This is a genomic window from Helicobacter sp. (assembly GCF_017502485.1).
GTDB lineage: Bacteria > Campylobacterota > Campylobacteria > Campylobacterales > Helicobacteraceae > Helicobacter_B.
Window position 1 is genome coordinate 1 of the sequence record NZ_JAFVUX010000029.1, and the last position, 13,633, is coordinate 13,633.

At 42.4% G+C, this 13,633-nt stretch carries 13 protein-coding genes; 6 read left to right on the forward strand and 7 right to left on the reverse strand.

Features of this window, described 5'->3' with window-relative positions:
• The 6 genes from IKB69_RS06610 to IKB69_RS06635 all read left to right on the forward strand — a co-directional run.
• On the forward strand, positions 1-978 hold a 978-nt coding region (locus IKB69_RS06610), incomplete at its 5' end, for an efflux RND transporter periplasmic adaptor subunit (RefSeq protein WP_290947626.1).
• Positions 975-1,655 carry an ABC transporter ATP-binding protein gene (locus tag IKB69_RS06615; protein WP_290947628.1) on the forward strand — a complete coding sequence of 227 codons (681 nt, stop codon included), beginning with the start codon at positions 975-977 and terminating at the stop codon, positions 1,653-1,655. The genes IKB69_RS06610 and IKB69_RS06615, both read left to right, overlap by 4 nt.
• Positions 1,645-1,824, forward strand: coding sequence for a hypothetical protein (locus tag IKB69_RS06620; protein ID WP_290947630.1), 180 nt, complete (start codon positions 1,645-1,647; stop codon positions 1,822-1,824). Before IKB69_RS06615 ends, IKB69_RS06620 begins: the two co-directional genes overlap by 11 nt.
• Positions 1,824-3,038, forward strand: coding sequence for an ABC transporter permease (locus IKB69_RS06625; protein ID WP_290947632.1), 1,215 nt, complete (start codon positions 1,824-1,826; stop codon positions 3,036-3,038). Before IKB69_RS06620 ends, IKB69_RS06625 begins: the two co-directional genes overlap by 1 nt.
• A 1,335-nt stretch (positions 3,039-4,373) precedes the next feature.
• Positions 4,374-5,225: an HDOD domain-containing protein gene (locus IKB69_RS06630; protein WP_290947634.1), complete on the forward strand. Its 852-nt coding sequence runs from the start codon at positions 4,374-4,376 to the stop codon at positions 5,223-5,225.
• A 205-nt stretch (positions 5,226-5,430) separates the two neighbouring features.
• Entirely contained in the window at positions 5,431-6,126 is a 696-nt protein-coding gene (locus IKB69_RS06635; RefSeq protein ID WP_290947636.1) for a hypothetical protein, read from the forward strand.
• A gap of 58 nt (positions 6,127-6,184) precedes the next feature.
• Here IKB69_RS06635 and pstC read toward each other — a convergent pair whose 3' ends face one another.
• The 7 genes from pstC to IKB69_RS06670 form a co-directional block, all read right to left on the reverse strand.
• Positions 6,185-7,270 carry a phosphate ABC transporter permease subunit PstC gene (gene pstC / locus IKB69_RS06640; RefSeq protein ID WP_290947638.1) on the reverse strand — a complete coding sequence of 362 codons (1,086 nt, stop codon included), beginning with the start codon at positions 7,268-7,270 and terminating at the stop codon, positions 6,185-6,187.
• 262 nt (positions 7,271-7,532) lie between these two features.
• Positions 7,533-7,715: a hypothetical protein gene (locus tag IKB69_RS06645; protein WP_290947640.1), complete on the reverse strand. Its 183-nt coding sequence runs from the start codon at positions 7,713-7,715 to the stop codon at positions 7,533-7,535.
• Positions 7,716-8,029: 314 nt separating this feature from the next.
• Positions 8,030-9,412, reverse strand: coding sequence for a methyl-accepting chemotaxis protein (locus IKB69_RS06650; protein ID WP_290947642.1), 1,383 nt, complete (start codon positions 9,410-9,412; stop codon positions 8,030-8,032).
• Positions 9,409-9,912 (reverse strand): PAS domain-containing protein, encoded by a 504-nt coding sequence (locus IKB69_RS06655; RefSeq protein ID WP_290947644.1) that lies wholly within the window; start codon positions 9,910-9,912, stop codon positions 9,409-9,411. The genes IKB69_RS06650 and IKB69_RS06655 overlap by 4 nt, the downstream gene beginning before the upstream one ends.
• A 93-nt stretch (positions 9,913-10,005) precedes the next feature.
• Entirely contained in the window at positions 10,006-10,746 is a 741-nt protein-coding gene (locus IKB69_RS06660; RefSeq protein WP_290947646.1) for a tRNA pseudouridine(38-40) synthase TruA, read from the reverse strand.
• A gap of 6 nt (positions 10,747-10,752) precedes the next feature.
• On the reverse strand, positions 10,753-11,244 hold the full coding sequence (locus IKB69_RS06665) for a hypothetical protein (protein ID WP_290947648.1): 492 nt from the start codon (positions 11,242-11,244) through the stop codon (positions 10,753-10,755).
• Between the two features lie 32 nt (positions 11,245-11,276).
• Positions 11,277-13,633, reverse strand: a 2,357-nt coding sequence (locus IKB69_RS06670) for a PD-(D/E)XK nuclease family protein (RefSeq protein ID WP_290947650.1), incomplete at its 5' end; no start/stop codon positions are given.

The following is a 13,633-nucleotide window of genomic DNA, read 5'->3' on the forward strand; positions in this document are numbered from 1 at the left end:
GTTGATATTAATGATAGCGTGCAAGAGGGACAAGTGCTAGCGATCATAAACCCAGAGAAGCTAAACCAAACACTAAACAAGCAAAAAGCTTCCCTAGAGTCCGCACGCGCCCAGCACGCCCTAAGTCTCATCACGCAGGAAAAAGCCAAGTGGAATTACGACCGCTTGCAAGAGCTTTTTACCCGCACACATGGCAAGTCTCCCTCAAAGCTTGAGCTACAAGCTGCCAAGCTAGAATACGAAAATGCCAAAAGTAATGTGCAAGTCAATGCCCTTGCAATTAAAAACATAGAAGCCGATGTCAAAAGTAGTGAAATTGATATAAAAAACTCTATTATCATAAGCCCTATCAATGGCATCGTGCTAGAGCGGGATATTGATCCGGGGCAAACCGTGGCAGCAAGCTTCCAAACGCCCACTCTTTTCAAGCTTGCTAAAAACCTTGATGAAATGAGTCTAGTTGTCAATGTCGCAGAGGCTGACATAGGCAAGGTACAAGTTGGGCAAGATGTGCGCTTTAGTGTTGATGCCTACCCAGATACAGACTTTAACGCTAAAGTCGATCGCGTAAGCTATGCTGCTACACAAGATAGCAGTAGCAACATCATAAGCTATGAAACTAGAATCTTAGTTAATAACCAATCCAAGCTTTTACGCCCGGGTATGAGTGCTAGTGCTAATATCATTATCCAAACGCGAAAAGACATTCAAACAATCCCTGTAAGCGCGCTATTTTTCGAGCCACCAAAGCTTGCTACTAGCAAAAAGTCCTTTTCCTTCTCCGCCCCATCACCTCCACGCAGAAGCAATGCCAAAGTTAGCAAAAAGCCTAGCAAAACCATTTACATCCTAGAAAATAGCACACCAACACCCCTAGAAGTAGAAGTAGGGATCAATGATGGCATAAATGCCCAAATCATTAGCCCAAAGCTCGCACCAAATGCCCAAATCATCACACAAGCAAGCCAAAAGCAATGAGTTTTATTCTCCTAGAAAATGCGCACAAAACCTACAAAGCAGGCTATCAAGCTATGCGTGGGGTAAATTTAGCCATAGAGCAAGGCGAGTTTGTCGCGCTTATGGGTCCTTCTGGATCTGGAAAATCTACTACCGCAAATATCCTTGGCTGCTTAGATTCCCTAACAAGTGGTCGCTACCTCTTTAATGGCGTAGATGTAAGTAGCCTTTCACGCAAGCAGCGCGCTTTGCTGCGTCGGTTTTATATAGGCTTTATCTTTCAAGGCTTCAATCTGCTCTCGCGCACTTCCGCATTAGAGAATGTCGAGCTGCCGCTTTTGTATCGTGGAATCCACAAGAACCAAAGAGAGCAGAAAGCTTTGTATGCCTTAGAAATGGTAGGGCTAAAGGAGTGGGCGCATCACTTAAGCAATGAGCTAAGTGGTGGGCAGCAGCAGCGCGTAGCAATCGCTCGAGCAATCGCACAGGAGCCGATGTTTCTAATCGCCGATGAACCCACGGGGAATTTAGACTCTAAGCGCAGTGTGGAAATTATGCAACTACTTAGCGAGCTTAATCGAAATCTAGGCATCACAATCCTTATGGTAACGCACGAGCACGATATGGCACAATATGCCTCAAGGGAATTGCACTTTCTTGATGGACAGATACAACAGGAGATAACAAGTGGATTCTAGTGTGGATTACCACACAAACGCTAGCGTGCTTGCTCGCAATGACAAAAATAGCGCAATTAGCGCAAAACCAGTTTCTAGCACCACCCAGAATCTAAACAATTCAACACAAGATTTTACAGTTTATAAAAACGCTCAAACTCCAAACGAGCCCACAAAGGATTCTAAGTAATGTTCCTAAACGCTTTCACCCTAGCCTTTAAGCAAATCCGCCGTAATCTTTTGCGTGCATTTTTGACAATGTTAGGGGTCATCATCGGTGTGATAAGTGTGGTCGTGATGATAGCCATAGGCAATGGTGTAAAGCAAAATATCCAAACCCAAATCAAAAACCTAGGGAGCAATATCATTATGCTAAATCCTGCGCGCGGATTTGGGAGCGGAGGAGGAAGCTTAAGGCGCAATTTTAGCAGTGCAGAAGTGGCGATATTAAAGCACAATTTAGCTTTCGCACGCGCAGTAGCACCTGTGGTATATAGCGAAACACTTGTGCGCTATGGTGGGAAAAATGCCCAAGTGCAAATTAGTGGGGTTGATGAAGATTACCTGCTCGCTAGTGCGTGGGAGCTAGAATCTGGACGCACCATAGAGACTAGGGAGTACAGCACAAGCGCGCGTGTATGCCTAGTGGGACAAAGCGTGGTAAAAGAGCTATTCAACCAAGAAAACCCACTTGGAGCTAGAGTACGCATCCGCGATAGTATATGTGAGATCATAGGCGTGCTAGAATCCAAAGGACAAGGTTTCCGCGGTAATGATCAAGACAATGTAATCCTTATGCCCTTAAAGACATTTTCAAACTTTGTCTTTGGGACAAGCACGCCATTTTTTATCTCACAAGTGTTAATCTCGCTTGATGATGGGGTTGATAATGTGAGCTCTGTGGCAAAGCTACGGCAGATAATGCTCCAAATCCGCCCACCACAAGAGGGACAAAGAGAGCTATTTGAAATCTGGGACACAAAGGAAATGGCAAAGGCTATGGAAGAGACGACAAAGACAATGACACTATTTCTAGGAGCGATTGCGAGTGTAAGTCTCTTTGTAGGGGGGGTTGGGATTATGAATATTATGCTTGTCTCTGTAACAGAACGCACAAGAGAGATAGGCACTAGGCTTGCCATCGGCGCGCTGGAGAGCGAAGTGCTTATGCAGTTTCTTGTAGAATCTGTGGTGCTTAGTTCGCTTGGTGGGTGCATTGGGATTGTGCTTGGGTTTTTCGGGGCGCTGTTTGCTAGCTATGTAATGGTACTACCATTTGTGTTTGATATAGGCGTAGCATTTATGGCATTTTGCATTTCCGTGCTTATTGGCATAATCTTTGGCTATCTCCCTGCCAAAAAGGCTTCAATGCAAGATCCCATCAACGCCCTGCGCTATGAGTAGTGCAAGAAAAATCAAGCTAGATTCTAGGCTTTGCCCTATGCACAAAGAGCGTGGCAATCTCTGTGCGAGGTTGCAAATAATCACATCAATAGCACCCAAGCTCGCTTACATTCCTTAGAATCCACTTTGGCAATGATTGGGATTGTGGGTTGAAATCTAGACTTCATCACAAATATCTTTAATCATTTCTGTATCATATGTGCATCCTTGAACTTAAGTAGTTTGAGAAACTTTACTTACTGGATCTTGCTATATACTACACGATCTTTTAGCTTAACCCCCTACACACTCACCATCATAATCCATTGCGACATAAGCTTTCCTTGCTTGCCTGAGTAAATCCACCATCTCTATACTAAGCTATCTATAGCCCACAACAATCAATGCCACCTTGCAAGTTACTTGAGATTTTGTCAGCTCACTTGAGAGTGGGAAATGTTTATATCAGCGATAAATGTGCCAAGCGATATTAAAAAGTCAAAGGCGTAGGCTAGAAGCGCAGAGCCTAGCACTAAAAGCACGCTTAGCATAAAATAGCATTGGTCTTAGCGCAGGCTACGCGCGAAAGAATGCATACCACTAGCCACCCATAGGATCAGCAGAAGTGCTAGCACAGTACGCCAGATATAAAAATCTTAATGAGCATATCCCCAAAGCGATGCTTGAGAGTCTGTCATTATTGCCTTCTAACAATAATAGGGGTTGCTACAACATCTTGCATAATCAAAACCCCCACAGCATTCTTGCCAAATGATACATTAAACTGCTTGTTGTCTTATAATGGCTAAGCATAATTGTCATTGAAGAAAGCAAAATCCCATACTCACCACAAGCGAAAACCCACACGCATAATAATTAATATCAACAATGCACACCTACAAGATCTCAATATCAGCATCTCTTGGCACAATCAAAGCTGAACTCCAGCCCAATCATAAACATCAAAACAATCCCAAGCTCCATCATCTGCAAGGACCTAATTCCCACAAATGTTAAACAAATACGCAATAAACACATCCGTAACGATATACAATAATTGTCGAAATATCAAAATACTCAAGCGTAAAATTTAGCGCGATTGAAAACCAGCCACGATAATAAGTAAAATCAATTCTATCAAATAAACCAAATAATGATAATGTGAGCAAAGTATAATTTACTTAGCTTAGATTCTATTTTGATCGATGCTAACTAGAGTAGGAGATTGCGCGTTTTACCCAAAAACTTTGGTGTATTAATAACAAACCAAATAAATTTTAGATAGAATGGACATTAAGACCAAACTAGCTTAAAGCCCTTGTGGAATCCGCAAAGCTTAAAAGCAAAGGATTTTCAATGAATGATATGCTTTTAACACTTGTTGAGCAAAATCTCCCCCCGCTACCAGATACGGTAATAAAGCTACGCGACTATATCGATGAAAAAGGCTCAAAATTAGAGATTAAAGGTGTGGTTAATATTATTTCAAAAGATCCACTTGCCACAGCCAATCTTCTAAAAACCGCCAACTCCGCATACTACGGATTCTCTCAAGAGATTTCTACAATCAATCAAGTTATAGCACTGCTTGGAATTGAAAATGTCAAAAATATCGTAATGGCAGACTCCTTGCGCTCTAGAATCAAAATCAATGTCAGCCCCTACGGGCTTGATACAAATCTTTTCATTGGCAACTGCTCTAAAGAAGTGGATTTCATCTCAAATTGGCTCAATGAGGAAGACCGCAAACTCTCTCAAACCCTTATCCCCTGCGCTATGCTCTTGCGTCTTGGAATGATCCTTTTCTCCAGCGTGCTTATCAAATCTAAAAAGGACAAAGAGTTTCGCGAAGCGCTTAAAGCAAATGATTTTAAAAATATCGCACTAATTGAGCAAGAATTCTTCGGCGTTGATCACATCTCTTTCTTAGCCTACTGCTTTGATCATTGGAAATTTGATGAAATCCTTACCCAAACGGTTGTCTATGCAATCAATCCTCACTCCGCGCCTCCAAGCATTAAGAAAAAAGCCTATGCATTAGCGATCACCAATCGTATATTTGAGCCTTATGAGGGTGGGAATGACTACAACACCAACGAAGCCTTGGCACTTGTCAAAGAAGCTGCCCAGCAAGATGTCGTTTTTGATGAAAAAAATCTTATCAAACATATTTCCAACTTCTCCCACAATCTCCCGACCAACAACTAGCTTTACAAAGCTTTTGACTCTGGCGTGTGTCTGTGTGGCTCACGCTAGTCCTATTGACAAAAAACTTGATGTTGATATAGATCGGGAAGGTTGGCTGATAGATTTATCCCGCGCTTCGATTAATTTCTCTTCCACCACAATCACCAATCAAGACAACTATACACATTTTACCAACAGCCGACTTAGTGGCAATTCACAACTGATAATGCAATTTTATGGCTATATGCTTGCAGATTATTATTCTAAACGATTTGTATTTTTCAACTCCTTGCTTGCAGAATATGGCGAGACAATGGTATTTCTCTCACCACAAAGACGCTTAAGAAACAAAACACTTGATAGAATCTTGTTTTCCACCGGATATACGCAGAGGATTTGGAAGCTAGAGAAAATCGGCTGGGGCGAGATTGGTCCTTATGCACAGCTAAGTTTGCAAAGTGAATTTACCCCCTCGCTAAATCTCCCCTACCGCAAGAAGTTTTTCCGCTTTGCTGCTGGGATTAGACTCTTTGATGGCAAGTATATTGAAAATCTAAAGCTCAATCTCTTTGGTGAAGAAGATTTTAGCGATATTCATAATCTCATAGAATCTATGGGTGTGGAGACAGGACTAGTGCTTAAGCACACTTTGCGTGAGGGTGTGCAGTTTAACTCACTTCTAAACTACCGCCACTATATCATCAACAACTACCCAGACTTTCGCAACCCAGAGCACGAGCTAGAATATAATCTCCGCCTTGATACAACGCTATGGAGCAGCTTTAGCATCTCGCCATTTATCAGCTTCTATCTACTCAAAGGTCGCTATATCGACAAACCAGCAAGCAATCTCTTCGTTGGGGTATCGCTAGGCTATGGCAAAATCCTAAAGGATAACAAAGGCAAACCCAAAGGGAGCTAGCCCCCACCGCACAAGCCCCTGCCCCAAGGCTTCTACCTTGCAAATCTTGTGAGCTTGATTATAGTCTTTTGGCGATAGCGCGAAAGCAGAGATTAAGCAAGAGAATGAAGGCAAATAACACCACTCCGCAAGCTATGAGTACATCGCGATGCAAGCCTTCTGCATAGCCAAGTTCCATAACGATATTTGTTGTTAGCGTGCGCACGCCATCAGTTATAGATTCTGGTATTAAGGGTTGATTCCCTGCGACGATGATAACAGCCATAGCCTCACCAATTGCGCGCCCCATACCTAGCACAATACTCGCTAGAATCCCGCTTCTAGCCGCCTTGATCACGACAAAAAACACCGCCCTTTCTTTGCTTGCTCCTAGTGCTATAGCACCTTCATAGTATGACTTTGGCACTGCCTCTACGCTTGTTTTAGAAATAAGAATGATTGTGGGCAAAATCATAATCGCTAGCAAAATACTAGCAGTTAGCAAACCTTTTCCACCATTATCAGCGAAAAAATCCACAAATTCCACCAGCACAATGAGCCCAAAAAATCCATACACAATCGAAGGTATCCCAGCAAGTAATTCCACGCAAGGGGTTAGAATCTTTAGCACAGATTTTTTACAAAAATAAGCTAGATATATCGCACTTAGTACACCAATTAACGCGCCAAATACCACAGACAGCACGCTTACAAGCAAGCTTCCAATAATCATAGGGAAGATTCCAAAGACCTCACTTGTAGGCATCCACTTATCACCCAGCAAGAAATCCCAAACTCCCACTTCCATAATCGTAGGCACAGCCTTACCAAAGAGAAAGAAGCAAATCGCCAGAACCGCCACCACACACAAGAGAGCACAAAAAGCAAAGAGCATACTCATCACAAACTCCATACAAGCCACACGCGCTTCGTGTTTATATGGAATCTCCAGCAAGGTTGTAATTGTGTGTAAAACTCCCACGCGTACCTTTTGCACGATACGCTTGAGTGTGGGGGTAGATTCTACCTTATACATATTTTCAGCAGGCTCTAGCGGCTCATCAAGCAAAGTAGCGCGCATACGCTTAATAATGCGCCTATAGTTTCTCTGCGCTAGATGGAACTGGACTTGGACTCTTCGTACTTGGGTTTTAGGTTTGGGCATAAGGTGCCTTTGTGTAGATTTGGACAATTATAATCCCACCTTGTAAAAACTCCCAAGCCATTTGTAAAGAATCTGTAAAGATCAAATTAGGCTATTTAGCAAAGCCTTGCAAGCCGTGTGTCCCATCATCACAACATCTAAGAGTAGATTTTGCTATATTCCCTTGCACATAAATCTTACGATGTATTGGCAAATACCTTGCACGCGTGCTTTCTCTCCTATCCACAATAGTGTTGTATGCTTCTGCGCATAGTTAGAGAGTTTAGGTAGGTTTACGGAGTAGGTGATTGTTTTTTAGATGCTTGGGATCTTCGCCACTGAGATAGTTGGCAAATGCACTCTTGCCTAATGCATAACAAAATAGCTCCAAGCCCATCGCACACACTTTTGTCATCTCTTTGCTAATCTCCACACTCCCACCGCTTAGAAAGTGTTTGGCGGTCATTAAGTACCTTGGCGTAGCTCGTAAGCTCAGCAAAAACTTAGAATCTAACACTCTCATATTTAAACCACATTTGCACACCCATTAAAAACTGCTTAGAATAACTCGCTAGGATTTAGTAGGCTAGGCTCTAGCCTTTGTGTTAAGCCTGTGTAGCGTAGCCTTGGGAGAAACCTTGGGTGGAGCTAGAATCTCTAAAAACCTACCAAGGCGTGCTTTCCTGATTCTCTTGCTCCTTTACCACACCTACAAGGCAGAAGCAAAAGCACTAAAAGTGCATTGAAATAGCTTGCCAGCTTCTTGATAGTATCTCTACCTTAGTGCTTCTCTAGCGATTGCAGTAGTTCATCAGAGATTTCTTCAAGTGCCTTGACATTATCGATAATAGCCTTAGAAGAATCTATTGTAATAGGTTCTGCAATGCGGATAATAGAGTCTTTAGCGTGATGTAATATTTTATCTCGTATCATCTCACACTGATGTTTCGAGCAGTTTTTATACAGCTTATCCGCCATACTCTCATCATCAATAAGCCTTGATATAGGCTGGGTGTTTTCCAAATCTATTGGAGCTTGGGTATTAAGAGAGTCATATACTCTAGTTTTAAAAGAAATGTGATCAAGCTTTGTTACAGACAGAATAAGCCCTTCTGAAAGCTGGGCAAAGATCGCATCAAGCGATGAGCTATTTTCATCAACTTTGCTAAAGATTTCATTAAACTCTGTGATTTTAGATTCTGAATCTTGGGCAATTTGTGAAACTCGCTCGCTTCCACTTTGGATTGTCTCCATTTCTTGCTGCATTGTTTGGATAGAAACAGAGATTTGGTTTGTGGCTTGCTGGGTTTTCTCTGCTAGCTTTCTCACCTCATCTGCTACCACAGCAAAACCTCTGCCGTGCTCCCCAGCTCTAGCAGCTTCAATGGCAGCATTTAGGGCGAGAAGGTTTGTTTGATCTGCGATGTCTGAAATGATCCTAACTACATTGCCAATATCCTTTGACTTCTCAGCAAAGCTCTCCACAGAGCTATTATTAGCCTCTATAAGCTCTAGGAGATTGCGGATAGATTCTGTTAGCATAATGATCTCTTTCTTGCTTTCTTTAGAAGAATTGCTGATTTCTTGGATATTAGAATCCACCTTTTTCATATAGGAAATATCTTGGTTAAGCCCATTGGCAATTTCATTTAAATCTCTTGTTTGATGAGAGAGATTGAGATTCATTAGATTTTTACTTAAGGCATTTTTTACACTTTCTTTGTCGTTTTGCTCAATTTGCGTAAGAGCGTGATTGATACCTTGGATATTTTGCGCAAATGTCCCCTCAAGTCCGCCGCTAAGTGCGTGGCGGTAGTACTCTCCCTTTTGGGAGCATTCAATGGCAGTTTGCACCTCACGCAAAAACGCTTCTAGGTGGTCGATAAGATTATTTAAATTCTCACAAATCTGCGCCATAACACTTTTGCCTCTAATATGCACAATCCGCCCTTCAAACTTTCCATCTGCATATTGCTTGCTAACTACCGCAAGCGATTGAAGCAAATATACATCGTGGCGACTTAAGAAAAAGCGAGATGTCGCCCCTACACCCACAAACAAGAGTGCGATACACGCATACCAAATAGAACCTAGCACGATACTTAGTAGCACCCCAAGCGCACTCAGTACGATAAACACAATATCTAGCGACTTTGTATTCATTGCGCGCCCCTTTGTAGCTCGAAGATAAATTCATTATAGTTTTTACCATATTGTTCTAAAGCACGCTGCAAAATCATCGCGCTAGATTCTATCGAACCGTTTCTCTCAGCCTCCACCATAGCACTATAAAGCGGCACGATCACTTCAAGAGCCTGTGGATTAGGCTTCCTGCGCACAGAGTAGTAACCTACGACATTTTTGTTAATATCAATGGATGGCGTAACATTAGCAAACACCCAATAGTGAGCGTTGTCTTTCGTGCGATTTTTTACAAAAGCGAACACCTCCTTCCCCTGCTTGATATAGTCCCAAAGTAGCTTAAACACAGCCTTAGGCATATCTTTGTGACGCACGATATTATGAGGCTTTCCTAGCACTTCACTCTCGCTAAGTCCGCTATATGTATAGAAGTCGTGATTACAATAAGTAATAGCACTTTTGAGATTGGTTTTTGATGTGATTAATGTATCGTTATGTAGCTCCATACCTAGATCTATCATTGATTTCCTTTGTTTTGTAATATTTGCCAAAATGAGGCTCGCGATTGTAACAAAAAAAAAAAAAAGAACAATCGTTCTGCAACACAGATGGGGCTAATACCAAGCTTTGCCAAAATACAGCCCCTGCGGATCTACTGGGATAGAGTAGCTACGGCGTAGGGCATTAAGCTGGGCTAAGAAATCATCTTTAGTGATAATGCCTTTTGAAACAGCAAAACAAGCCCCAAGTAGCAACCGCACTTGTGCGCGCAAAAACCCACTCCCTACAAGACGCACGACATAGCACTGCTGTCCTGCGTAGATTCTAGGACTTATATACGCGCTATAAATAATGCGCGTGGTGGTTGTAGGATTTGATCCGGTTTTGGAAAAAAATGCGAAATTATGCTCACCTACACAAAGTTGCAAGCACTCTTGTAGCGCGCAATAATCTCCTAGCGACTCTCTTGCGATAAAAGAAGAAAAAAATGGTAGCAAATAATGCGGACTAAAAATGTAGATATACGATCTTGCGTACGCACTAAATCGTGGGTGAAAATCCTTAGACACTTCCCATAGTGCGCGAAGTCTGATGTGAGGATAAAGCTTTGGGACTAGCAATTCATAGAGTCGCTCACTCTCCCAGCAGTCCTTAGTACAAATGCGCACGATCATTCCCAAAGAATGTACCCCCTTATCCGTGCGCCCTGCGCCAACTATGGGAGAATCTATGCCAAGTGCTAATAAAGTGGATTCTAGTGTCTCGCTTACGCTTGTAATGCCAGCGGTGCGCTGCGGAGCAAACCCGCTAAACACCGCTCCATTATAGGCGATCTTTAGCGCAAAATACTTCATAAGTTTTTAGAAGATAAATCCTAGTGTCAAAGCGACTTGGTTCTGTGATTGTGAAATATCTGTACCAAGGATTTTGGGCTTTTGCCAGCTCGCGTCAATACCGATGCTTAAAGGCAAGATAGGGATATCAAAATAGATTCCATAATTCAGCGCGGTTGTATCTGCATAACCAGCGTCTTTAAACCCAGAATAACTTACCCCGACATATGGCGTAAGGCGGAAAATCCTATACCCCATAAGTCCACCAGCTTGGATATTAGCAAAACCTTTTTGCTCATCTGCTCCAAAGATGTAGTTATACTTCACCATAGGTGCGACTGTGAAGCCATTACCCCCAAGCCATATTCTAGCATAGCCACCCAGACTGCTTGTCTCGCTCGGCGTAGCTATACCATAGCTTACACCCGCTTCTGGATTGATCTTAAACTTCCCAATCCCAATTGCAAAGCTTGATGATACAAGCCCACAAAGTAAAGCAACTGTTACTAGCTTTTTCATAACATCTCCTTAGTGATTAAAATAAGCCGTCATTATAACACAAACTTCTTTACACTTCTATTGCACATATTTATATATGTGCAATATTGACACTTCGTGCTATCTTGTATTTTCTCAAAACACACTTCCTGACTCATCTGTGCAAGCGTTTCTACAATGATTGCTTTATACTTTTCAAATTTATCTTGTGTGAGTATTTCTACGCGCTTTTGAGAGGACTTAGACTCTTTTAGATAATACACTAGCGACTCTATGTGGCTAGGCTTTGCGATTTGCAAGCCCTGAGCATAAGCAGAGTCTTTAAACCTAAGTGCGCTAGATTCTAGGGCTAGGCGGTAGAATGCTAGCTGGGATAAATGCTTGCTGCTGTCATTACTAGGCTTAGAGAATTTATAGTCGATCACACGCCAGCTGCCATCTGCTAATATATCGATGCGATCGATTTTGCCAGTTACTTGGTAGTGCATACCACCAGCGCAAATGCTAGAGCTAAACCCCTGCTCACACGCCGCCACGCGAAATCTACCTTTCTTGGCAAATGCCTTTTCCAGTGTGAAAATCCCTCTCAAACCCTGTGCGATTAGCTCATAGTCAAAACCCTGTATGGCATTTTGGCAAAGCTGCTTACTTAATATATTCAAACACTCTTGCCAAATCATATCCACAAGCTTCTCATCACACACCGCAAGTGTATGCGTGCCAAAAGCCTGCTCCAAAGCATTATGCACAATCACACCCAAAGCCTTAGATTCTAGGCTAGATTCTAGCGCGAGATCTGGCTTTTCAAGCCTAGCGATATAGCGGTAGTAAAACTTCCTTTTACACTCCATAAACATCCCTAAGCTCGTAGGTGAAAAAGTAAAGTCTTTTATACATCCTAGAATCTCTTCTTCTGCATAGGGCTTTAGTGCGCTTGGCGGGAAAAGGGCGTAGAAATTATCACCATTCTTGCGCTTAATGGCTATGCCTTGTAGCTCTAGCTCATCAAGCAAGTTTGATTCTTTAGACTCTTCATTGTTTGTAAATGTGAGAAATACTTCCTTTCGCGTTTTAGAAAAAAGCTGGTAATAATAATGCTTTTGTAGATTCTCCCTATCTTGCAAGGTAGGCATTTGTAGCCTCTCTCTAACTGCCGTATTTAAAAACATATCACTGTCCTTAATCCTAGGGATAAAGCCACTATTACAGTCCACCACAATCGCATAATCACACACAAGCCCCCTAGTCTCCAAAATCCCCACAACGCGTACCTTACCCCCGCGTACATCATCGATACTCAGCTCCGCAAGGCGCAAAAACACCAGCTCAAGTAGTTGCTCATAGCTAAAATCTAGTGCCTTCTCAACACGCAAATAGTCTCCAATGATCTCCAAAACTTTGGTCTGCAAGCGCACACTAATTGGACAAGGAGGCAGCTCGTCTAACAAAGCCTTATAGCTAGAATCTAAAGAGTTTCCACTAAAGTTATTAGCGTGTGATTGAGTAAAAATATAGCTAAAGATAGATTCTATAAAGGCAAGACTGCTGGCTTTAGGCTGCGTGAAGCCCTGCATAGTGGCATAGAGTGCATCATACCACGCGCGGTTTTTAGCAGATGATAAAAAATCTTTCCCCATAGCATAGTTGAGATTATGCGCAGAATCTAGCAAAGCAAAATACTTACTAAAGCTCTCATCTGGTGTAATAATAAGGATGTCATCACCACTAACACCGCTTGCTAGCAGTTCGCGCACTTTCTCTAGCGCGAAACTGCACTGCCCCAAACGCAATTCAAAAGATAGCGCGCTAATAGGTGCTAGTGGCGGGATTTGGACTCGGCTAATGACTTTAGCAAATGGACTAGAATCTAAAACGAATGTATAGCTAAACCCGGGTTCTACACTCTCGCTAAGCCAGCTAAAATATTTGTAGTTGTAGTGGTCTGTTTGGATATGGATATGCAAGGGTCTATGCATACTTAGGCAGTGGAGCTTCTCGCGCTCAAGTGGATTAAGCAGTCCATCAAGATAGAGCTCTATTTGACTAAAACCCTGCACAAACTCCTTAATCACTTCTTGCCTATCATCAAATCTCTCCAGCCCAAGCTCATCAAGCCTAGCGATAAAGCGCATATAAATCTCTTCTAAAATCTCTAAATGCTCTTCATAGTCTGCATAAATATCGCGCAACGGGATTTCGCTCATCGCTACATTATGGCGTGCAATCTCACGGAAAAATGGTAAGAGAAACTCACTCCCTTGCAAATATCCTAAGAAGCTTTGCTCAAAGACAAGTAGTTTTGTAAGAGCAGGTTTAAGCTCAAGCAAATCACGCAAAATTGTATGCAGTAAAATCCTGTAAATATGCGAAGAAGCCGTACTTTTATTGGGGGTAAAAAATGCATAGGAAA

Excerpts from the sequence above, each read along its gene's own strand:
- IKB69_RS06660 (WP_290947646.1), bottom strand. The coding sequence starts at position 10,746 with ATGAAGTATTTTGCGCTAAAGATCGCCTATAATGGAGCGGTGTTTAGC.
- IKB69_RS06615 (WP_290947628.1), top strand. The coding sequence starts at position 975 with ATGAGTTTTATTCTCCTAGAAAATGCGCACAAAACCTACAAAGCAGGC.
- IKB69_RS06650 (WP_290947642.1), bottom strand. The coding sequence starts at position 9,412 with ATGAATACAAAGTCGCTAGATATTGTGTTTATCGTACTGAGTGCGCTT.
- IKB69_RS06625 (WP_290947632.1), top strand. The coding sequence starts at position 1,824 with ATGTTCCTAAACGCTTTCACCCTAGCCTTTAAGCAAATCCGCCGTAAT.
- IKB69_RS06630 (WP_290947634.1), top strand. The coding sequence starts at position 4,374 with ATGAATGATATGCTTTTAACACTTGTTGAGCAAAATCTCCCCCCGCTA.
- IKB69_RS06645 (WP_290947640.1), bottom strand. The coding sequence starts at position 7,715 with ATGACCGCCAAACACTTTCTAAGCGGTGGGAGTGTGGAGATTAGCAAA.
- pstC (WP_290947638.1), bottom strand. The coding sequence starts at position 7,270 with ATGCCCAAACCTAAAACCCAAGTACGAAGAGTCCAAGTCCAGTTCCAT.
- IKB69_RS06665 (WP_290947648.1), bottom strand. The coding sequence starts at position 11,244 with ATGAAAAAGCTAGTAACAGTTGCTTTACTTTGTGGGCTTGTATCATCA.
- IKB69_RS06655 (WP_290947644.1), bottom strand. The coding sequence starts at position 9,912 with ATGATAGATCTAGGTATGGAGCTACATAACGATACATTAATCACATCA.
- IKB69_RS06635 (WP_290947636.1), top strand. The coding sequence starts at position 5,431 with ATGCAATTTTATGGCTATATGCTTGCAGATTATTATTCTAAACGATTT.